Origin of the sequence: Psychrobacter sp. AOP7-A1-24, assembly GCF_052376235.1 — a bacterium.
Taxonomy (GTDB): Bacteria; Pseudomonadota; Gammaproteobacteria; order Pseudomonadales; family Moraxellaceae; genus Psychrobacter.
The window spans coordinates 1-22,039 of the sequence record NZ_JBQSVM010000026.1 but is presented as its reverse complement, the minus strand read 5'-3'; the positions used below and the strand labels follow the sequence as shown (position 1 = coordinate 22,039).

The window sequence follows — 22,039 nt, the reverse complement described above, 5'->3', positions numbered from 1 at the left end:
GCCAATAAGTATATCAATACAAGCTATTAGGTCATCTGAGTATAAAGACAAAACGTACATAAGCACAATACTCAATATGCTCTAATTAAAGGCCAAAAAAAAGACCGCCTGAGCGATCTTTGATTGTACTACTGTGTCAAGAAACTCAAATCTTCTTCGGGACGAGTGGTAAATACTTCACAACCATTGTCTGTCACGACCATGGTATGCTCCCATTGGGCAGATAGTTTGCGGTCTTTAGTAATCGCTGTCCACTCATCTGGCAAAATCTTAGTCTGCCACGTGCCTTGATTAATCATAGGCTCAATGGTAAACGTCATGCCTGTTTTTAGCTCAAAACCAGTGCCTTTTTTGCCATAGTGCATGACTTGTGGCTCGTGATGAAATTCGTCACTGATACCATGACCACAGAACTCGCGAACAATACTAAAGCGTTCAGGCTCGACAACGGCTTGAATAGCCGCGCCAATATCACCCAAACGAGCACCATTTTTGACCACGCTCATACCTGCATAAAGGGCATCTTGTGCCACTTTGCAAATACGCTGTGCCATAATAGAGCCGTTGCCAACGATCCACATTTTTGAGGTATCGCCGTAGTAACCGTCTTTGATAACCGTTACGTCGATGTTGATAATATCACCATCTTTTAGCAGCTTGCTTTCAGTTGGAATGCCGTGACAGACAACGTGGTTGATTGAGGTACAGATAGATTTTGGAAAACCATTATAGTTAAGTGGCGCAGGAATAGCCTGCTGCACATTAACGATATAGTCATGCGCGATTTGATTGAGCGCTTCGGTACTGACACCCACTTTGACATGCTCGTCGAGCATCACAAGGACATCACTAGCAAGTTTACCGGCCACGCGCATTTTTTCTATGGCTTCTGGGGACTGAATAAGAGTTTTTTTAGTCATCATAATATATCTTATAATTATGGGTTCGTTGTGGCTAGATTATACCATAAACGTACTGGCGACACTTTGATGTTAAGTGATAGTGACCCTAACATCATCTTTGATAATAATTGCTTTACAGTATGGTTAGCCTTTGTATGACTTGCTAGTCAAATCAATATATTCATATTTTGACAAATTAGTTGAATATTGAAGAATATATCAGTACTGTAAGTTTGACTGCTAACGGAATTAGCGGCAATTCTTACTGTTTCTATGTTTGCTGGTTTTAGGCAGTAGGGATAATTAAAATCAATGATAACAAGGATGTTGTTATGACGCTTGCTTTGTACATTCGTGCAGCTATCGCACCAAAAACGTTTTTACCAATACTGGGTTCAGTCAGTACGGGTATCCTTCTAATGACTATGCAAACCACCTCTGCACAAGCTGCAGGCCAATACTATAATTGTGCCAATGCTAACGGCTGCAAGTTGGTGGATAGTAAATACTTCACATCTAGTTACACTAAAACGCAGTATCCAGTCGTCTTAGCACACGGTCTTGGCGGCTTTACGACACTGTTCGGGGTCATTGATTACTTCAACGGAATTCCTGGAGACTTGATGAAAGGTGGTTCAGAGGTATATACCACCAAAACATCAGCGGTCAATAACAGCGAAGTCCGAGGTGAGCAACTGCTTCAACAGGTCAAGACCATTGCTGCGATTTCAGGTGAGTCTAAAGTCAATTTATTTGGTCACAGTCAGGGCGGTATAGATATCCGTTATGTCGCTGGCGTCGCGCCAAAGTACGTGGCTTCGGTAACCGCAGTATCAAGTCCAGAGCAAGGATCAAAAACCGCTGATTTTGTTAAAAGTGTCCTTGAGCCAAATAATACTTCGGGAGAACCATCCAATGTCACCACCCAGTTAGTATCAGGTGTGTTTAATCTGATCGGTGGTTTTACAGATATTGGGTCGGGTATCAGTTTTAATCAAATTCAACAACAAGATGGCTGGCAAGCGCTCGTGGCTCTATCGACCGATGGTGCCGCTACATTTAATGCCAAATTTCCTGCAGCAATGCCAAAAAACTACTGTGGTCAGCCGACCAATACTGCGGTTAATGGCATCAAGTATTATTCATTTAGTGGCGTTGGGCAAATAACAAGCGCACTTGACCCTAGCGATTATCTATTGGTCGCAACGGGCGTACCGTTTGTAGGTGAGTCTAACGATGGACTGGTATCTGCCTGCTCAAGTCGTCTTGGTTATGTGATTCGTGATAACTATAGAATGAACCATTTGGATTCCGCTGATCAAGTCTTGGGTCTGACGGCATGGGGAGAGTCTGAGCCAAAATCTATCTATCGTACTCAGGTAAACCGCCTGAAAAACGCTAACCTATAAGCTGAACCGCAAAATAAGAATACTCATTGATTGAGAAATATCGTTTATGTCACATAACCGCCGTCAAATCTATGTAACAGTTGCTATCATCGCTGTGGTTGTCATAGCCACAGCGGCGGTTATTTTGTGGTTCAAACCTGATAGTAATGATATAAATTCAGCTTCGACCAAGCCCTCTGTCTCCGATAATGAGAATAGTGAGTTAGTGACAACTGAGTTGGCTGCGGGACAAGTCGTAAAAGCTATAACGACACCTAGCCAGTCTCAATTTGTCACAGGATTGGAAAATTTACCACGCTCATTACAGGGCACTCAAATCGATGGTGAAATTATTATCGATGAAAATAAACAGTTAGTCGTTACTGAAGGTCTGCGGCGTTTGTTTGATTATTTTTTATCAGCATTAGGTGAGGAAGAAGAAGCTACTATATTTGCACGTGTGGAAAGTTATATTCGCCATCAAACACCAGAGCCTGCCGCTAGCCAAGCGGTCACTATTTTTAATCAATATGTTGCCTATCTTAAAGCACTTCCTGAGATAGAAAAGCGCTACGGTAATCTGCAACTACAAGCGACCAAAAGTGGTAAGCTGGATTTGAACGCAGTTGCTCAGCAAAAACAAGATATCGCTAATCTACGTCAGCAGTACTTTGATAAGCCAACGATTACAGCGTTCTTTGGCGCAGAAGATGATTACGATAATTATAGTATAGAAATGGTCAGAATTGACCAAGATAAGCAGATGTCTGACGTGCAAAAACAAGCTGCCCGTCAGGAATATATCAGTCGATTGCCAGAGAGTGCTACTAAAGCCAATATCATGCAACAAGCCAATATTAGCGAATTGATAACTCGCACCGAACAGATGAAAGCTCGCGGTGCAACGCCTGAGGAGCTATATAATATGCGCCGAGAGCTAGTAGGCGCACCAGCAGCAAAAAGGCTGGCACAAGTAGACCAAGAAGACGCTAATTTTGATCAACGCTTCACCCAGTATGAAACTCAAAAAAATCGCTTATTGAGCCAAAGTGTCGATGCAGCCCAAACGCAAATTCAAATCAATCAGCTGGAACAGCAATTATTTAACGATACTGAGCGTAAGCGTCTAGATGGTTATGCAGCATTGCAACGACAGCAAGCTGTGAATAATCCATAATTATCGTCAGTAGTGATCAATAGTTATCATCAATAGTTATCGTTGATATGGATGGATAGCGTTAGCGGTATGTAGTCAGCAGATCATCTTGGTACTGGCAAGAGCAAGTAGTCAGATATCTGCACGTACAAAGTGCATTCCGAATAACTACCCAGTTTATGATGACACCTCACTATGATTCATGCACAATAGTGCAATTGTTTAGAGTATCAAATAAAACAATAAATGAATCATAATAAGTCTGAACTTTTACTATGTTTATTAGAGCTTACCGATTGTCTATTAGAGCTAATGGCTCATACAGATAGTATGTTTAGTAAAAGTAACGGATGCAATAAAGCGAGGAGTTGATATGAAGAATATGACTAAAGTAATGATGGCCGCGACATTGGCAGTTGGTACGCTTGCTGCGGGTTGTCAGACGACGAATTTGCCTGCGCCAGTCAGCCAACCAATCACTGCAGATGTCTTGCAGGCACATAACTGGCAGCTCGTTGATGCCAAACGTAGCAATGGTGATAAAGTAACTCAGCTGTTTTTTGACCCAGAAAAGCCTCTAACGTTGAATTTTATGAATGATAACGGTAGAGATTACGTGGCATTCATAAATACCTGCAATAGCATGGGTGCTGGATATAGTGTCACAAATGGTGAGATAGAGATTAAAAACGGCATTAGTACTATGATGGCATGTCCTGAACCGCAAGCCAGCTTTGATACAGCTGCACTGGCCACTGTACAAGGTAAGTATAGCCTTAGCAAGAATGCCAACAATGTGCCTATTTTGACCATTAAAAATGATGATCAAGTCGCTTATTTTAAAGCTATTTCTAAATAGCGTAATGATCGAGTAAAAATTTTGGATTGGTTCGTGAAATCAATCGGTTGAAGTTGTTCAATTGAAATGTCGCTTCTTAAAAGACAAAATGCCTCACTAATAAGTGGGGCATTTTTTTATCTAAAACTTAGTCCAATTTAAGATACACTAGTGTAGTGTTTCTGTAATATCTTTAGGTTTTAAATCGTTGGGTGGTGGTTTCGAGTTTGTATCGATACCGACCGTCTTTTTAGATATTTATCACACTTTTATCATCAAACTCTGTTGGGTATGACGCTATGCTAAAAACTGCCACAAATAAAACAACCATATGTGAAGAAAACCTATCTAGAGCGATTATAGATAGTTTGATGATAAAAGCACCTATTGCCATCGTTGTATTTGCTGCGCTAACCGGTTGCCAGACATTACCCAACAAACCAGTCAGTACATCTGTCAGCACAGTCGAAACCAATCCGCTGACGGCACGTATGCCTGTGATTGATCGCCAAGGACACATTGCCTATATAGAAGAGCAGGGTGTAGGGACGGCAAAAGTATCAACACTTTATAGTATTCGTCCTGATGGTAGCGATCGTCAGCTCATCGATCAGCTTAATGGCTATATCTATGCGCCAGCATGGTCGGCAGAAGGACAACTACTTGCCTATAGCAAACAAGCCCCACGTGAGCATCCCAAAATCTATATCTATGATCGTAGTAGCGATACGCGCAACCTAGTAGTGAATGCTGAAGGTAGCAATATGTCGGCGTCATTCTCACCCGATGGTCAAGATTTGCTTTATAGCTCTACTGTCGGTGGTAATGCTGACATCTATAAAATGCGCCTGAGTGATGGGAATATCCAGCAGTTAACGACCCTACCTAGTACAGAGGTACAGCCAAGTTATGCTGCGGATGGCCAGAGCTTTGTCTATACCAGTGATAAAGTCCGTGCTGGACGACCGAGAATTTATCGTTATGACTTTGCTACGGGCAATGCGACACCTATATTAACAAATGGCTATGTGGCCAGTCCGCAGCTTAGCTTGGATGGTGAGCGTATGGCTTATCTAAATGGTCGTAAGGCGGCTATCATGACTTTGACAACTGGACAGGTGGTCAACTTGGCGGAAACAGGACTTGATGAGCCTGCACGTTTATCTCCCTCTGGCAATTATGCTGTCTATCCAACTCGTCGTTTAAATGTAGGCGGGCAAGTCGCAGGCCAAAGTAGTAGCAGTTTGGTTATTCACTCATTGTCAGGCAATACCAGCTATGCTATTAGCGGTCAGAATGGTGAAGTCGTACGGTCACCGATATGGGGCCGTTAGAGAAATATGTCTTATGCCGTGATATGTATATATACTTGTTTGTAAAAGAACATAAGTTTATAAAAATTAAGCGATGAGTACGAGCTTTTGTAGTAGGTTACTACAAATCGCAGATTAGGTTGATAAAGGGAGAACCCGCATAATGCAAGAGGCTTTTTTAGTGTTTATCACCAAAATAAGTTTATATCCGACGATTGTTTTCACCGGTCTTGTGATGTTCGTTACCTTATATTGGGTGGTATCTTTGCTCGGCATGGCAGATATGGATAGTGTGGATTTTGGGGAGCCAGGTAGCGATGCTGCGGTTTCTGATTTATCGTCGACCGGTTTTTTTACAGGCCTCATGCTGAAGTTTGGTCTTTACGGTGTACCGTTAATCATTATATTAAGTCTTATTAGTTTAATCGGTTGGCTACTGAGCTATTTGTATACCAGTTTCTTACATCAAAACTTCGACTCTGGTGTTCTGTATTATATCTTTGGCACAGGGGCACTGATATTCGTATTGGTCATTTCTATGTGGCTAACAGGTATTATTATTTCACCCATCCGAAAAAACATTGCCAGAATCCCTAAACGTAACTCTGCTAATAATATCGGTAAAATCGCGATTGTACGCACACTTAGTGTGACGGACAAACACGGTGAGGCAGAATTGAATGATGGCGGTGCAGGGTTGATACTTAAGGTTCGTTCAGATAATAGTACCAGCTTATTCAAAAAGGGCGATAGAGTGATGTTGGTAGAGTACCTAGAAGAAGCAAACACCTATCGAGTCGCTCCTATTAAAGACAAATAATTATAAATTATTTAATCGACACGACTTTTTATCATCGCTTTTAGCATAGAGTAGACTCGAAAATTGGATAAGCGATGATGAACAATAAACAGCAAGTTAGCTAAAAAGTTTCTGTTTTTTACATCATAAGAACGGTTTTAAATTTGGTCATTATCGGTTCAATTAGTCCAGATATGAGAAAGGCAAGTGAAGCTACTACATGGAGTAGATTGAGCAAGCTTTACTGAGCATTTGATGGATATAGAACTGATTATAGAATGTTTTAATTAAAGGAATAAACATGGACATACTCATTATCGTCGGCGTGGTTGTGGTGCTGGCGTTTGTTTTCGTGATGGCAGCACTATTAATGCTCAAAGCCTTTTACTTCAAGGTTGAGCAGGGCAAAGCGCTAATTATCAATGGTGTGAGCAAAATAGCCGTACGTTTTGATGGTGGCTTTGTTTGGCCAGTTATCAATAAAAAAGAGCTGATGAGAATCTCGCTCATCACGTTAGAGGTAGATAGACGTGGTAAAGAAGGCTTGATTTGCGCAGACAACATGCGTGCTGATATCACTGTGGCATTTTATTTACGCGTCAATGAAACCGAAGAAGATGTACTAAAAGTTGCCAAATCAGTCGGAGTTGAGAGAGCTTCAGACAAAGTCGCTGTTAATGAGCTGTTTAATGCCAAGTTTTCTGAAGCACTAAAAACCGTTGGTAAGCAAATAGACTTCGTCAAACTGTTCGAAAATCGCAGTGAGTTTCGTGACAGTATCGTTCAAGAAATTGGTAACGATCTAAACGGCTATGTCCTAGAAGATGTCGCGATTGATTATCTAGAGCAAACGCCAAAAATGTCATTAGATTCAAGTAATATCTTGGATTCTGAAGGTATCAAAAAGATTACCCAGTTAACTGCCACGCAAAATGTTATTACCAATGAGCTTGAGCGTGACGAAGAGCTAGCGGTCAAGAAAAAGAACGTTGAAACCAGAGAGGCGATGCTAGAGCTTGAGCGTCAACAAGCTGATGCGGAAGCCAAGCAGAAGCGCGAAATCTCGTCAGTGATAGCTCGAGAAACGGCCGAAACTCGCAAAATTGAAGAAGAAGAGCGCAAAAAGTCTGAAACCGCGATTATCACGGTTGAGCAAGACTTGGCGATTCAGCGTGAAAATCAGCAGCGTGAGATCGAAGTGGCTGGCCAAAATCGTTTGCGCGCCGTCGTTATCGAAGAAGAGAAAGTCACGCGTGCTCGTGATTTAGAAGTCGTCTCTCGTGAACGTGAAGTTGATCTGCAACGTATCGAAGCAGAACGTGCCATTGAGCTTGAGAAAAAAGAAATCGCCAATGTGATTCGTGAGCGTATCGCGGTAGACAAAACTGTGGCACAAGAAGAAGAGCGCATCAAAGAGGTTCGTGAAGTTAGTGAAGCGGATCGAGATAAGCAAACTCGCGTCTTAGCAGCCGAAGCCGATGCCGAAGAGCTCAAAGTACGTCAGGTCAAAAAAGCAGAAGCAGAAGAGTTGTCTGCTAAGCACAAAGCTGTTGAAATTACGACGCTTGCTGCCGCTAATCTTGAAGCATCAGCCAAAGATTCAGAAGCCAAAATTAAAATGGCCGAAGGTATCAAAGCAGAAAAGTCGGCACATGGTTTCGCCGAAGCCGCTATTCAAGAAGCCAAGGCTTCATCGCTTGAAAAAGAAGGCATCGCTAAAGCCAACATCATCAAAGCGACAGGACAAGCCGAAGCGCAATCAGAACGTGAAAAAGGCATGGCAGATGCCGAAGTTATCGCGGCTCGCGGCGAATCTACCGCCAGAGCTGAGCGTGAAAAAGGCATGGTCGATGCTGAAATCATCGCGGCTCGCGGTGAGTCTAGTGCCAAAGCAGAACGCGAAGTTGGATTGGCAAAAGCCGAAGTTACTCGCGCGCACTTCCAAGCCGAAGCAGATGGTCTGGTCGAAAAATTCAATGCTATGGGTAGTATGAATAAAGAAGCGCGTGAGCACGAAGAGTTCCGCATGGGGCTTGAAACTGCCTTGCAAGAAGCGCTTGCTTCTATTGACGCTGGTAAAGAGATTGCCAAAGAAAATGCTGAAGTATTGGCAGTGGCGCTACAGAAAGCCAAAATTGATATTGTTGGCGGCGAAGCGCATTTCTTTGACAACTTTGCCAAGTCACTGTCTATCGGTAAAGCCATTGATGGCTTAGCGGGTAAGTCAGACACATTGAGCGGTATCATCAACGGTGTGATGGCCAGTCAAGCTATGAAAACCAACCAGCAAAATGACGATAAAACGACTTATTAATAGGGACTGACTGCCTGTTATTAGCAGACAAGTATTAATAGGCAGGTATTAGCAGGCAAATACTAATGAGTAAGTTTTTATCAAACAGTATGAATAAGTAATATTCTCTGCAATTCAAAATCTGTCGTTTAGGCGGCAGATTTTTTTGGCTAACTCAGGGTGATTCAAAACGACGAATAACGATGAGTTGGCTAATCTAAAAAAACAGCAGTGATGTTTCGTTTTCTTAGATTAGCCAAGTGCTACTTATTAGGGCATATTCAACAAGCCCTAAATGCCTTATTTCCCTTATTGCCCAACATTCTCTTATTATGTAAAAACAGAAACGGACGAGCAACGATGGCGGATACGCAAACTTCAAAGAACTCAGATAGCAACGATAATAGCAACGAGAATAATAATGCTAATCAAGCAAACCAAACCGATCAGGCAGTTGCTTCAGGCAATGCTTATGAGCTAATCAAAAAACGTCTGACGGAACAAGGCGGCCGTTTAGAGCAGCAGACTGCGACGCTAAATAACGCGCGTCTCGAAGAGTTTGGCAGCACCCAGATGCAAGTCATCGCCCGTACTCGTATTCGTACCGAGCACAATTGTGTGGCGCAGGATATGGTGCAGGTTGGTGATTATCTGTTATTTGGTTATAACGTCTTTATGGGACTCAAGCGTGCGAGCAATATTAAGGATGTATTGTCGCTATATCGTCTGAACGAGCCAGCTGGTAACGAAGAAGAATATCAGCTCGAAGAAGTCGATTTAAAGGGTGCTTTTTTAGATCAAGATGCTTTTGTCCAAGACTTCAATGAGCTATATCGCTATTACAAGCAAACGCGCCTGATTCAAATAACAGTCAAAGACAGTAAGCTACTGTTGGCGTTTCAGATTGGTGAGCGCATCACTGATATTCGAGTGTTCCGTTTTGCGCTAGATTTTAGTCAAGGTACGCCAGAGTCGGCGCAAGTCGCTTATGTGGATAATCGAGGTGAGCGTGATATCGAGTTGCCGCCTGCCTATGATTTCGACTGGATTGAGACCACCCGTGATCAGATGATCAATGGCAAATACCCACATATGAATATCTTAGATACGATATTTGTGGAAACGGTCGGTGGCGATCTGACCATAAAAATTGAGGACAATACGCAGTCCGGCCAGGGGATTTATAGCGAACCGGTCAATGATCGCACCCAATCGCTGACTGATGCTGAGATTGCTTATGCCAAAGTCGGCAGTCTAATACTGCTCAAAATACTGCCTTATCGCGAAGAGGACTACCGTTATTTTGTTTATAACACTTTGACCGAAGCGGTTATGCGGTTGGATGCGATTGGACAGTCGTGTGTTCAGCTACCAGAAGACCATGGCATTATGTTTCCGGGTGGTTATTACCTACAGACCGGTGAGTATAAGCTGTTTGAGGCGAATAATGTTGGCGCTACCGACCTGCGCTTTAAGCGTAAAATTGTATCGCCAAATGGAGAAGACGTACTATTCTTATTCTATGACAGAGACTTGGGCGTTACAGGCCTGTTTCCTTATAATTTGATTAAAAAGCAATTGGCAAACCCTATTTACTGTAACGGTATGGCGTTGGCAGAGGATGGGCGTTTGGTACTGTTTAGCGACCAAAGTGAGCCATCTCGCATTCATCCGATGCAGATATGGCACACGCCTTATGCCTCACACGAATATGTGAGTGAGTTGCCTGAGAGCACCAGTTTTTATGGCAAAATTGGTAATAAAGAACTGGTACGCGGCATCTCCGATCTATATAGCATCACGCGCCTGATTGATAATCAAAGCGTGTCACAGAAGCTCTATGAAGAGCTGACCAATAATACTAGCCGACTCTTTGACAGCTATTACTGGTTGTCTGAGCCTGAGCTGAGCGAAGTCGCCAGCAGTATTAAAGAAGTCACGGCCACGGCTGAGCTGGTCATTGACGAGTTCGCTAAAGTACAAAGCATCCAAAAGCAAACCCAAACCGCATTAAGCGATGCCGATACGCAGCAAAGTGAGATTTTGCGGCAGATACGCATCACTAGCTTTGAGTCTGCCAGTGATTATGTCGATCAGTTGTCCGCATTAAGACGCCAAAAAGGCCGCTTGGTTAGTTTGGAGGATTTGCGTTATTTAGATGCCGATAAACTACAAGCATTGCAGACGCAGTTAGAAGAAGCCGAGAGCGAGTTGGCTGAAAAGACCGTACTGTTTTTGAGTGGTGAAGAGGCACTATCAAGCTACGAAGGTATATTAGTCGATGTCAGTGAGCGCTTAAATACCGCTGAAACCAATGCGGAGCTAAAGCCAGTACTAGAGAAAATCGATGAGACCGCGCAAGGTTTGGATCTACTAACTGAGCTGCTGGGCACGTTAGATGTAGCCGATGCCACGGTGCGTACGCAAATTATCGACGACATATCGACCATTTATGCCAGTCTAAACCAGAGCAAAGCCAAGCTTAATCATAAGCGTAAAAACTTAGGCTCGGCTGAGGCTGTGGCGCAATTTGGTGCGCAGTTTAAGCTGTTTGGGCAGTCGATTGCCAATGCGTTATCTATTGCCAATACCCCTGAGAAATCAGATGAGCAAATGGCAAAGTTGCTAGTACAGTTAGAAGAATTAGAAAGCCAGTTCGCTGATCCAGAGACCAACAGCGGCGATCAGTTTTTAGCCGATATCATCAGTAAGCGTGAAGAGATTTACGAGACCTTTGAAAATCACAAGCAGCAATTGCTCGATGCTCGTAACCGTAAAGCGCAAAACTTAGGTGATGGCGCGCTGCGAATGCTCGAAAGTATCAAGAAGCGGACACAAAGCACTGGTGTCACAGGATTTACCGAGGAAGAAGCGCTCAATACGTATTTTGCGGCTGATGGTCTGGTGCAAAAAGTCCGTAACATCGCAAAAGAGTTACAAGCGATGGACTTTAGCGTCAAAGCAGATGACATCGACGCTCGCCTAAAAGCCATTCAAATCGAGAGTTATAAGAGTCTAAAAGACAAGTCGGACTTGTTTGAAGATGGTGGTCAGATCATAAAACTAGGCAAGCACCGTTTTTCGGTCAATACTCAGCCATTGGATTTGACTTTATTGAGCCGTCAGCAGTCAGATGGCACACGTGTATTAAACCTGCATCTAACGGGCACAGACTATTATGAAGTGCTCAATAATACTGAGCTGAACGCCTTGCGCCCGTATTGGGACATGAATATCGCTTCTGAGTCTGACAAGGTGTACCGCGCTGAGTATTTGGCCTACAGCATCATTGAGAGCGCCAAAAACAGTCAGGACGGCCTAACCGAAGAGCGTCTATATCAAGCATACGATGCGACCATCATTACTCTCGATGTTAATGGTGATATTGATGATGACAGCCCGTTATCCAAATTGGTCAAAGCGTATGCCACCCCTCGCTATCAGCTAGGTTATGATAAAGGCATTCATGATCATGATGCGACGTTATTACTGATGCAGATATTGCCGACGCTACGTGAGGCAGGGCTGCTGATTTATACCCCGCAAGTACGAGCATTGGCGCAGTTGTTTTATTGGCAGCTCAATATCGTACAAGCGCTTGGCTTAGACAGCTTACGTCAGTTCGGTTATGACGCTTGGTTAAATGAATCTGTGCTAACGCGCGCGAGTAACTGGACGGATCGAGCCGCGACTGCCGAGCAGCTACGCCGTGCATTGGGTAGTGATAAGGCCAAATCGCTATTGGTCGAAGACATGGCTCAAGTGATGCGTGATTTTGTGAGCACCTATAACGACGACAGTAGTGATGAAGCTGTTAAAGAGTCAACTGTAGACACAGATGAAAATATAAGTGACGATCACAGTGCTAGTATCTTTAAACTAGGCTATGTGCAACTGGCCTGTGAGTATCTGGTTAGTGTCATGGGGCAGTCAATGCAAGCCGTTACCCCGAATGCCAGTACACATAAAATACACTGGCAAACCAGCCAACAAGCGCAGCAGTTGTGTGAGCAGCTAAGCCAAACACTAAGCGCTTCATCAGCTAGTATGCAAGCGACTGCTAGTTTTGATCAATTACAATTCTCAATCGGCAAGCTTGGCTTTCAGCCAAAATCAGCCTATGAGCTATTGAGCACATGGTTTCATGCGTTACTTGATAAAACTTACGGTGATACTGACTCGGCCAATGCAGCAGCTGATGGTACCGATGAAGACGGCGAGCTCAGTGAAGAGCAGCTGGCCGAAACCGCAGAAAAAGAAGCGCTACGCAAGCAGCAGCTAGAGAGTGGCCGTCATTATGTGCCAGAGGCGATTGCTGTTTTACTCACTCAACTGAACGATGCCCAACGTGAAGCTTTGGTGCAGCGACTGATTGACTCAGGTGTCAGCTTTGATAAAGGGGCTTTTAATAAAAGGCAAGGTAGTAAAAAAATAGATAATCAAGGTGTGAATGCTACACCATCGGCCTTGTCATTTTCATCAGCCACCTCATCGATCACGTCATTGACCAGTATCAATAATCCGCTCAATCAAGTGCAAAGCTTTGAGCGCAGTACGGGCAAGGTATCGCTTGAAATACAAGTCAATAACCTGTTGGGTGAGCATCCACGTATTCATCAGCAGACCTTAACCTTTGCCGTTGATGATTTTCTCAATCGTCTACACCATCATGATACCCAAGTCATTCCTGCTTATAGACGTTATCTGGCCATGCGCTCAGAGATACTGCATGACTCAAAAGAGACGTTACGACTCGACGAGTTTATGCCGCGTCCGTTGTCCTCATTTGTACGTAACCGCCTGATTAATGAGAGCTATCTGCCACTTATCGGTGACAACCTCGCTAAGCAGATGGGTACGGTCGGTGAAGATAAACGTACCGATTTGATGGGTATCCTGATGATGATATCGCCACCAGGGTATGGTAAAACGACATTGATGGAATACGTGGCAAACCGTTTGGGCTTAATCTTTATGAAGATTAACTGTCCATCGCTCGGTCATGATGTCACCTCGTTAGATCCCGAAAAAGCGCCAAATGCGACCGCCCGAGAAGAGCTAAATAAAATCAACTTAGCCTTTGAGATGGGCAATAACGTCATGCTCTATCTCGATGATATTCAGCATACGCATGCGGAGTTTTTGCAAAAATTCATCTCATTGGGTGATGGCACACGCCGTATCGATGGCGTCTGGCAAGGTAAAACCAAAACCTATGACATGCGTGGCAAAAAATTCTGCGTGGTCATGGCAGGTAACCCATACACCGAAAGCGGCGAGGCATTTAAAGTGCCTGATATGCTGGCCAACCGTGCCGATATCTACAACTTAGGCGATATCATGAGCGGTATGGAAGAGGTGTTTGCCCTCAGTTATATCGAAAACTCGCTGACTTCTAATACGGTACTTGCACCAATGGCCAACCGTGATTTAAGCGATGTACATCGTTTGATTAAAATGGCAAAAGCGGACAATGCTAACCTTGCCCAAGCACAAAGTAGCGAGTTGACCTATCCGTATAGTACTTCAGAGATTAATGAAATTGTCGCGATCTTGCGTCATATGTTTGCTGTGCAATCGGTTATTTTGGACGTCAATCAGGCCTATATCGCCTCTGCTTCACAAGATGATAAATACCGTGTTGAGCCGATATTTAAGCTGCAAGGCAGTTATCGTAATATGAATAAGGTGACCGAAAAGCTGTCGGCGGTCATGAATGAAAGTGAGCTGAACCAGCTAATAGATGATCACTATCTGGGCGAGTCGCAGCTATTGACCCAAGGCGCGGAGAGCAACTTACTCAAACTTGGTGAGATGCGCGGCACCTTGAGCGAAGAAGAAAAAGCACGTTGGGAGCAGATCAAAGCGGACTTCTTACGTAACAAAGCAATGGGCGGTGAAAATGGTGATACAGGTGCGCGTATCGTCGCCCAACTGGTTGACTTGGCCAGTGGCTTCAATGCCATCAGTAGCCAGTTTGAAACCTACTTATCCAAAAATGATCCAGAGAAAATCGCTCGCTTACGCGAAGCAGGACAACAAGCGCAGTTAGACACTCAGATTGAGGCGCAGATAGAAGCACAAAAAGTCCTCGCCGATAGCCTCATGAACAATGCCAAAGTGGTCAGCGACAGCATCGACAATGGCTTTGAGAAGAGTATGAGCCAGCTGATACAAATCTATAAGCATGATCATAAAGCTGAAGGCGAGCATCTCAAGCAAAACCAATATGTACAAAAACAGCTCATGGTGCAGCTGGTCAATGCGGTAGAGCAACTAGCGCAAAAAATGGCAGACAGCTTGGTTGGCAATAATGACAATCAGCTAAATGACAACCAGCTAGCAGAGAGCGATATACCTGATGTGCAGCAGCAGACTGCACTGATGGTAAATGCTCTCAAAGAAGCACTGGCGCCATTGACGATGCGTATGGATGAGAAGCTGGCGATTGATACCAGTACTGATCAATCTGGCAAGCTAATTGTCAACAGTCTCAATCGCCTAAATAAGATATTTGACGATTATGATTAGTAGACTATAGTGACCAGTGACTAATGTAATAAACAAACCAATGAGAAAGTTATGGCGCACAAAAAGAAGAACGTCCGCAAAAAAGAATGTCCAGTTTGTGAGCGCGAGTTTAGCTGGACAAAGAAGTTGGACAAAAACTGGGACAATATGGTTTATTGCTCAGACCAGTGCCGCCGAGTTAAGAAGTATGAGGGTGTCGAGCATCAGAAATAAAGTTCAGGTTTAGTCATAAAAATTTGAAAAGATAAAGATAAGGGAGCAGACGATGGCACATAAAAAAGTAAACCTACCGCAAAAAACATGCCCCGTCTGCCAGCGCCCATTTACGTGGCGTAAGAAGTGGGAGAAAGATTGGGAGCAGGTGGTGTATTGTTCTGAGCGGTGTCGGCGTGGGAAGGATAAGGAAAGTACAACGAAATGAAAGTATAAGGCAGTGATTTTAGTCAAAATTCAATAGAAAACTGTCTCTAATAAAAAGGTGTGTGATTTTTTATAATCACATACCTATAGTCAGCCATAATTTTGAATGCATTTACTACAGACTAATTTGCATCTCTCTTCGCAAAAATATTCGCAACCAGTGCGCCACTAAAGTTATGCCACACGCTAAATATCGCACTCGGCAGGGCAGCGACAGGGTTGAAATAAGTTGCCGCAAGGGCAGCGCCTAGACCAGAGTTTTGCATACCCACTTCCACCATGATGGCGCGGCGTTGTCTCTCCGTAAATCCAGACAAGCGCGCGAGCACATATCCCAAGCTATAACCCAGCATATTATGTAAGGCCACCACGATAAATACGATAGCACCACTATCCAATATAGTCGCTTTAGATACGGCAACCACTGCCGCGATGATAATAGAGATACCCAATACCGACACCATCGGCAATACCTCGGTGACGAACTCGGTCTTTTTACCCAAAAATTTATGAAAAATAATACCCAATAAGATGGGTAGGATAACGATTTTGGTAATAGTCATCATCATACTGGCTAGGTCGATATCGATGAGCTGACCGGCAAACACATTTAATAGAATAGGGGTCAAAAAAGGTGCTAGTAAGGTAGAGATAGAAGTAATAGCCACACTCAATGCCACATCACCTTTGGCTAAGAACGTAATTACGTTACTAGACGTACCGCCAGGGCAACACCCGACCAAAATGACACCGACCGCGATTAAAGGGTCAAGGTTAAAGATGACGGTTAATAGGTAAGCGATCAAGGGCATGAGCGTAAACTGTGCCAACAGTCCTACTAGTACAGGTTTGGGGCGTTTGACAATCTCTAGGAAATCTTCCGTTTTGAGCGTCATACCCATACCAAACATAATAATGCCAAGTATCGGCACAATCAAAAAAGCCAATGAGGCAAAAAATGTAGGAAAAATAAATCCTAAAACAGCACTGACCAATGCCCAGATTGCAAAGGTTTTGCCAATCCAACTAGAAAGTAATGCAATCTGATTCATAGCCTATCTCACAAAGATAAAAATAATAGAATAGACAATAATCTAGCATGGTTATTGCTAGTAAATGATAAAAGTATTTTGCTATGAACGTAGCGATAAGTTTGCTGATGACAAATAAAGAAAGTGCCATAAAAAATGGCTTACTCATATTAAATGAATAAGCCAAAAAATTACTATTAATTTTCTATAAGTTGATTAGCCAATCGATTACAAATTCGGATTTAACCACTTCTCAGCAGTCTTCATATTCCAGCCTTTACGCTCAGCATAACTCTCTAACTGATCACGGCTAATCTTACCGACATTGAAGTACTCACTCTCAGGATGAGAGTAATAGAATCCGCTGACCGACGACGCAGGCCACATCGCATAGCTTTCGGTTAGCGTCGTACCGATAGCATCGACCGTACCCAGCCAATCAAACAATTTGCCTTTTTCCGTATGCTCAGGGCAAGCAGGGTAACCAGGCGCAGGGCGGATACCGACATACTTTTCTTTAATCATCTCATCATTGGTGAGTGACTCGGTTGGCTGATAGCCCCAATACTCTTTACGGATTAGCTCATGCAGATGCTCAGCGAATGCTTCTGCTAGGCGATCAGACAATGCCTGTACCATGATGGCATTATAGTCATCGCCTGCCGCTTTATATTGCTCAGCGAGTGCTTCTGTACCGACGATAGAGACAGTAAAGCCGCCCAAGTGATCGGTATGTGTCTCTGATGGTGAGATAAAGTCAGCCAAGCTAAAGTTCGGCTTGCCACTTGCTTTATCGCTCTGTTGACGTAAATGCTCGAACTGATAGGTTGGGCTGCCACCATCATTAGGCGCATTGTCATAGACCGTCACGGTATCTGCATCAGTACGGCGAGCGGGCATGAGTTTAAATACCCCTTTAGCGACGATTGATTTTTCATCAATCATCTTTTGCATCAGCTCATTGGCATTATTAAACAGGTCACGAGCCGCTTCACCGACCACATCATCTTGCAAGATTTTTGGATATTTACCTGCCAGTCCCCAAGAGATAAAGAAAGGCGTCCAATCAATATACGGTAGCAAGTTGCTGATAGGGTAGTCATTCAATATCACTTGGCCCAGTTTATTAGGCACTGGTGGCACATAATTGTCCCAGTCACCTTTAAAGCCCATTTTAATCGACTCAGCATAGGTGATTTTTGCCGCTTTTGGCTTACGCTTGGCCAGACGCTCACGTACCTTGGTATACTCTTCGCGGGTCTCATCGATCAGCGCTTGACGATGCTCTTTTGAGAGCAGCTTGGTCACCACACCGACTGAGCGCGAGGCATCAGTGACATAGATGACGCCATCGTTTTGATATTGCGGCTCCACCTTAACCGCGGTATGCGCTTTAGAAGTGGTCGCACCGCCAATCATAAGCGGTAGGGTCATGTCGCGCTCTTGCATTTGCTTGGCCACATAGACCATCTCATCGAGACTTGGGGTAATTAGACCAGACAGACCGATGATATCGACTTTTTCTTTAATCGCGGTATCGAGGATAGTCTCACAAGGCACCATCACGCCGAGGTCAATGATGTCGTAGCCATTACAGCCGAGCACCACGCCGACGATGTTTTTACCGATATCATGCACGTCGCCTTTGACGGTCGCCATGAGGATTTTACCTTTGACTTCGCCTTCGACCTTTTCGGCTTCGATATACGGGTTGAGCCAAGCGACTGACTGCTTCATTACGCGGGCAGATTTGACCACTTGCGGTAGGAACATTTTACCTGCACCAAATAAATCACCGACGATATTCATACCGTCCATTAATGGGCCTTCGATGACTTCTAGTGGTTTGGGGTATTTCTCCCACGCTTCTTTAGTGTCCGCTTCGATAAATGTAGTAATGCCTTTGACTAGAGCATGGGCGATGCGCTCTTCTACTGTACCTTCACGCCAGCTCATATCGACTGTACTGTCTTTTTTCTTACCGCCATCTTGATAGTTTTCAGCGATGGTCATCAGACGCTCGGTGGCATCTTGACCAGTCTCGCCTTGATTGCGGTTGAGCATGACGTCTTCGATAGCGTCACGCGCTTCCTTTGGAATATCATCATATAACTCAAGCATGGCAGGGTTGACGATACCCATGGTCAGGCCGTTTTTGATCGCGTGAAATAAAAATACCGAGTTGATGGCTTCACGGATTGGGTTACCACGGAAACTAAACGATACGTTAGACACACCGCCCGATACCATGGCATTAGGCAGGTTTTCAGTGATCCATTTAGTCGCATTAATAAAGTCAGCACCGTAGTTGTTGTGCTCGGTGATACCGGTTGCGACGGCAAAGATATTAGGGTCAAAAATAATGTCTTCGGATGGGAAACCAACTTCATTGACCAGTACATCATAGCTGCGCTGGCAGATTTCAGTTTTGCGCTCGTAAGTATCGGCCTGACCGTCTTCGTCAAAGGCCATCACGATAATAGCGGCACCGTAACGCATACACAGTTTGGCTTTTTCGACAAACTCATCATGACCTTCTTTGAGTGAGATAGAGTTGACGACAGATTTACCCTGCGTGCGCTTTAGCCCTTCTTCGATGATGTCCCATTTAGAGGAGTCAATCATCAGCGGTACACGGCTGATATCTGGCTCACCTGATACAAGATTGACAAAGTGAATCATCGCCTGCTTGGAGTCGAGCATGCCCTCATCCATATTGATGTCGACGATTTGTGCGCCGCCCTCTACTTGATCACGGGCGACATCAAGCGCCTCGGTGTAGGCTTCGGTTTTGATCAAGCGTAGGAATTTTTTAGAACCTGTCACGTTGGTACGTTCACCGACATTGACAAACAAGCTATCAGTATCGATGGTAAATGGTTCAAGTCCAGACAAGCGGCAGGCAGGCGCGATTTCGGGAATCACGCGCGGTGCATAGTTTTTTACCATGTTAGCAATTTGGCGGATGTGTTCTGGCCTAGTACCGCAGCAGCCGCCGACGATGTTTAAGATACCTGCTTTGGCAAAGCCTTCTAGCAATGCTGCCGTTTCTTCAGCCGTTTCATCATACTCACCGAACTCATTGGGCAGACCAGCGTTTGGATGGGCTGAGACATAAGTGTCAGCGATATTGGATAAGGTTTGAATATGTGGGCGCAGCGCATCGGCACCAAGTGCGCAGTTGAAGCCGACTGATAAAGGTTTGGCATGGCGAACCGAGTTATAAAACGCTTCAGCCGTTTGCCCTGATAGCGTGCGACCTGAGGCATCAGTAATCGTACCCGATATCATAATGGGTAATTCAAAACCAATATCATCAAACACGCCAGTGATCGCAAATATCGCTGCTTTGGCATTGAGCGTATCAAAGATGGTCTCGATCAGAATAAGGTCGACACCACCTTCAATCAAGGCCAATGTCGCTTCACGGTAATTAAGTACTAGCTCATCAAAGGTAATGTTACGAAACGCAGGATCATTGACATCCGGTGATATCGAGCAGGTACGTGAAGTGGGGCCAACCACACCCGCGACAAAACGCGGCTTGTCTGGTGTTTTTGCAGTAAAGGCATCGGCTGCCTCGCGTGCCAGTCTGGCCGCTTCTTTGTTTAGCTCAGGCACCAGATACTGCATATCGTAATCGGCCATCGACAGGCGTGTACCATTAAAGCTATTGGTTTCGATGATATCTGCACCAGCACCAAGATGATCATCATGAATCTCTTTAATCATCTGTGGTTGTGAGAGCACCAGCAGGTCGTTATTACCGCGTACGTCTAGGCTAATATCTGCAAAACGCTCACCACGATAATCAGCTTCTTCTAGTTTATAGGTCTGAATCTGTGTACCCATCGCTCCATCTAGCATCAAAATGCGCGACGCCATTTGTTCGGTGATACGTGTCCGTGCCGTTATTTGTTGCTCTTTATAAGGAAATACGGCAGGTGGCGTCAGGACAAAGTCATCGGCAGATTGTGATGGGCTAGAAGTTGCATCGATTTGTGAGTCAGTTGCTTGGGTCATAGGAGCGCTGCTTATATCGTCAAGGTTATAAAAGGAAGGAATAACAAGTAGGGTGTGGTTTTTATAAAAAAGTAGCACTATTTTAGCATGAAAATCACACATCACATGGTGTCGTGCTTATTCCGCTTTGGCAATATCACTAGGGCATGTCCTCATTTTATAAATGGTCATAAAAATGAGAGAGATGGCAGTTGAATAAGCAAGATAGCGCAAATAATATCGAATTATTAGTCAGTTATTCGACATCGTTTAGCACTGTTTGGTAAGAGTTAGCTATTTTCAATTCATCTAAATGACTACCGATTAGATTGTGGACATACCTTAATATGCTGTCTATATTTCGAATATGGTATGAGAGTTTGTTGCACAAAAAAATAGGTATAAATGAATCATTATTCACTCAAAAATTACATAAAGCTTTGCTTGTATAAACTAACGACAAACATGACACTTAAAAGTCAGACAGAACTTACACCGCCACTACAAAAACAGCGTAAAGGTATCTTGATAAACTTTTTTGAGATGCTAATTTGATTTCAGAAGAATTAGCATTTCGTAAGTAATACTTACTAATGAGTGTTAATCGCTTTTACTAAAGCCGTTTTAATCGACGTAATGGTTGTCTACGAAATGCAAATTAACCATTAAGATGACATTACCATCATTTGAGAATACTCAATCATCAATACTTAAGGATATAACTATGAAACTTACTAAAATTGCTACTATGGGTACATTGGCACTTTCAATTGCAGGACTGAGTGCTTGTAATAATATGACACCAAGTAGCAGTGAAGATGCGTCAACTCAAACCCCTACAAGTAGCCAAGCTGTGTCGGATATGAACGTGGTACAGATTGCACAAAGCAATGCTGACTTCTCATTACTGGTTGAAGCAGTAGAAGCAGCAGGTTTCGCTGCACCACTGTCTAATCCTAATGCTAATTTCACTATCTTTGCACCAACCAATGAAGCATTTGCACAAGTATTGCAAGAAACAGGTATGACAAAAGATCAATTGTTTGCCAACAAGCCATTGCTGACCAAAATATTGGGTTATCATGTGATTAACGGCGCTGCACCAGTATATGCTGAAGATGTACAGCCAGGTGCGATCGCTATGCTTAGTAAAGACACATTGATGGTAACGGATCAAGGCCAATTGAAAGATGAAAACGGTCGTACAACCAATATTGTAAAAACTGATATTGCTGCCAACAATGGTGTTGTGCACGTGATCGATAAAGTTTTATTGCCTAAATAAGTATTGACGTAGTCATACTAACTGTACTTATTGCAAGGTTAAGCAGCCATTGTCTGTAATGATTTTATTATTAGACAGTGG

Annotated in this window: 13 protein-coding genes; 10 read left to right on the top strand and 3 right to left on the bottom strand. The window is 43.9% G+C overall.

Annotated features, from left to right (window positions below; all coding sequences use genetic code 11):
* Positions 1–128: 128 nt before the first annotated feature.
* A complete protein-coding gene (gene map, locus ACT3QQ_RS09760; RefSeq protein WP_444527877.1) occupies positions 129–920 on the bottom strand; it encodes a type I methionyl aminopeptidase in 792 nt (263 codons plus the stop codon).
* Between the two features lie 314 nt (positions 921–1,234).
* On the opposite strand from map, the gene ACT3QQ_RS09755 reads away from it, so the two are divergent.
* From ACT3QQ_RS09755 to ACT3QQ_RS09715, 9 genes are all read left to right on the top strand, one after another.
* Entirely contained in the window at positions 1,235–2,311 is a 1,077-nt protein-coding gene (locus tag ACT3QQ_RS09755; protein ID WP_444527863.1) for an esterase/lipase family protein, read from the top strand.
* A gap of 46 nt (positions 2,312–2,357) precedes the next feature.
* Positions 2,358–3,467, top strand: coding sequence for a lipase secretion chaperone (locus ACT3QQ_RS09750; protein ID WP_444527862.1), 1,110 nt, complete (start codon positions 2,358–2,360; stop codon positions 3,465–3,467).
* Positions 3,468–3,819: 352 nt separating this feature from the next.
* A complete protein-coding gene (locus tag ACT3QQ_RS09745; RefSeq protein WP_444527861.1) occupies positions 3,820–4,305 on the top strand; it encodes an META domain-containing protein in 486 nt (161 codons plus the stop codon).
* Positions 4,306–4,583: 278 nt separating this feature from the next.
* A complete protein-coding gene (locus ACT3QQ_RS09740; protein ID WP_444527860.1) occupies positions 4,584–5,618 on the top strand; it encodes a Xaa-Pro aminopeptidase in 1,035 nt (344 codons plus the stop codon).
* A 142-nt stretch (positions 5,619–5,760) separates the two neighbouring features.
* The gene (locus tag ACT3QQ_RS09735; RefSeq protein WP_444527859.1) at positions 5,761–6,417 is read left to right on the top strand and encodes a hypothetical protein; all 657 of its coding nucleotides are present in this window, start codon (positions 5,761–5,763) and stop codon (positions 6,415–6,417) included.
* Between the two features lie 280 nt (positions 6,418–6,697).
* Positions 6,698–8,710: a hypothetical protein gene (locus tag ACT3QQ_RS09730; protein ID WP_444527858.1), complete on the top strand. Its 2,013-nt coding sequence runs from the start codon at positions 6,698–6,700 to the stop codon at positions 8,708–8,710.
* Positions 8,711–9,049: 339 nt separating this feature from the next.
* On the top strand, positions 9,050–15,220 hold the full coding sequence (locus ACT3QQ_RS09725; RefSeq protein ID WP_444527857.1) for a DNA repair ATPase: 6,171 nt from the start codon (positions 9,050–9,052) through the stop codon (positions 15,218–15,220).
* 51 nt (positions 15,221–15,271) lie between these two features.
* Positions 15,272–15,433 (top strand): DUF2256 domain-containing protein, encoded by a 162-nt coding sequence (locus tag ACT3QQ_RS09720; RefSeq protein ID WP_444523689.1) that lies wholly within the window; start codon positions 15,272–15,274, stop codon positions 15,431–15,433.
* 52 nt (positions 15,434–15,485) lie between these two features.
* Complete coding sequence (locus ACT3QQ_RS09715; RefSeq protein WP_444527856.1) at positions 15,486–15,641, top strand: DUF2256 domain-containing protein; 156 nt, start codon at positions 15,486–15,488, stop codon at positions 15,639–15,641.
* A 121-nt stretch (positions 15,642–15,762) separates the two neighbouring features.
* Here ACT3QQ_RS09715 and ACT3QQ_RS09710 read toward each other — a convergent pair whose 3' ends face one another.
* Both ACT3QQ_RS09710 and metH read right to left on the bottom strand, forming a co-directional pair.
* Positions 15,763–16,692: a bile acid:sodium symporter family protein gene (locus ACT3QQ_RS09710; RefSeq protein ID WP_444527855.1), complete on the bottom strand. Its 930-nt coding sequence runs from the start codon at positions 16,690–16,692 to the stop codon at positions 15,763–15,765.
* A 207-nt stretch (positions 16,693–16,899) separates the two neighbouring features.
* A complete protein-coding gene (gene metH, locus ACT3QQ_RS09705) occupies positions 16,900–20,586 on the bottom strand; it encodes a methionine synthase (protein ID WP_444527876.1) in 3,687 nt (1,228 codons plus the stop codon).
* Positions 20,587–21,397: 811 nt separating this feature from the next.
* On the opposite strand from metH, the gene ACT3QQ_RS09700 reads away from it, so the two are divergent.
* Positions 21,398–21,958 (top strand): fasciclin domain-containing protein, encoded by a 561-nt coding sequence (locus ACT3QQ_RS09700; protein ID WP_444527854.1) that lies wholly within the window; start codon positions 21,398–21,400, stop codon positions 21,956–21,958.
* The last annotated feature ends 81 nt before the right edge of the window (positions 21,959–22,039 follow it).

Bases quoted from the DNA above. Each gene is read 5' to 3' on its own strand.
- ACT3QQ_RS09740 (WP_444527860.1), top strand. From the start codon at position 4,584: ATGCTAAAAACTGCCACAAATAAAACAACCATATGTGAAGAAAACCTA.
- ACT3QQ_RS09725 (WP_444527857.1), top strand. From the start codon at position 9,050: ATGGCGGATACGCAAACTTCAAAGAACTCAGATAGCAACGATAATAGC.
- ACT3QQ_RS09745 (WP_444527861.1), top strand. From the start codon at position 3,820: ATGAAGAATATGACTAAAGTAATGATGGCCGCGACATTGGCAGTTGGT.
- ACT3QQ_RS09720 (WP_444523689.1), top strand. From the start codon at position 15,272: ATGGCGCACAAAAAGAAGAACGTCCGCAAAAAAGAATGTCCAGTTTGT.
- ACT3QQ_RS09715 (WP_444527856.1), top strand. From the start codon at position 15,486: ATGGCACATAAAAAAGTAAACCTACCGCAAAAAACATGCCCCGTCTGC.
- ACT3QQ_RS09735 (WP_444527859.1), top strand. From the start codon at position 5,761: ATGCAAGAGGCTTTTTTAGTGTTTATCACCAAAATAAGTTTATATCCG.
- ACT3QQ_RS09730 (WP_444527858.1), top strand. From the start codon at position 6,698: ATGGACATACTCATTATCGTCGGCGTGGTTGTGGTGCTGGCGTTTGTT.
- ACT3QQ_RS09750 (WP_444527862.1), top strand. From the start codon at position 2,358: ATGTCACATAACCGCCGTCAAATCTATGTAACAGTTGCTATCATCGCT.
- ACT3QQ_RS09755 (WP_444527863.1), top strand. From the start codon at position 1,235: ATGACGCTTGCTTTGTACATTCGTGCAGCTATCGCACCAAAAACGTTT.
- ACT3QQ_RS09710 (WP_444527855.1), bottom strand. From the start codon at position 16,692: ATGAATCAGATTGCATTACTTTCTAGTTGGATTGGCAAAACCTTTGCA.
- ACT3QQ_RS09700 (WP_444527854.1), top strand. From the start codon at position 21,398: ATGAAACTTACTAAAATTGCTACTATGGGTACATTGGCACTTTCAATT.
- map (WP_444527877.1), bottom strand. From the start codon at position 920: ATGACTAAAAAAACTCTTATTCAGTCCCCAGAAGCCATAGAAAAAATG.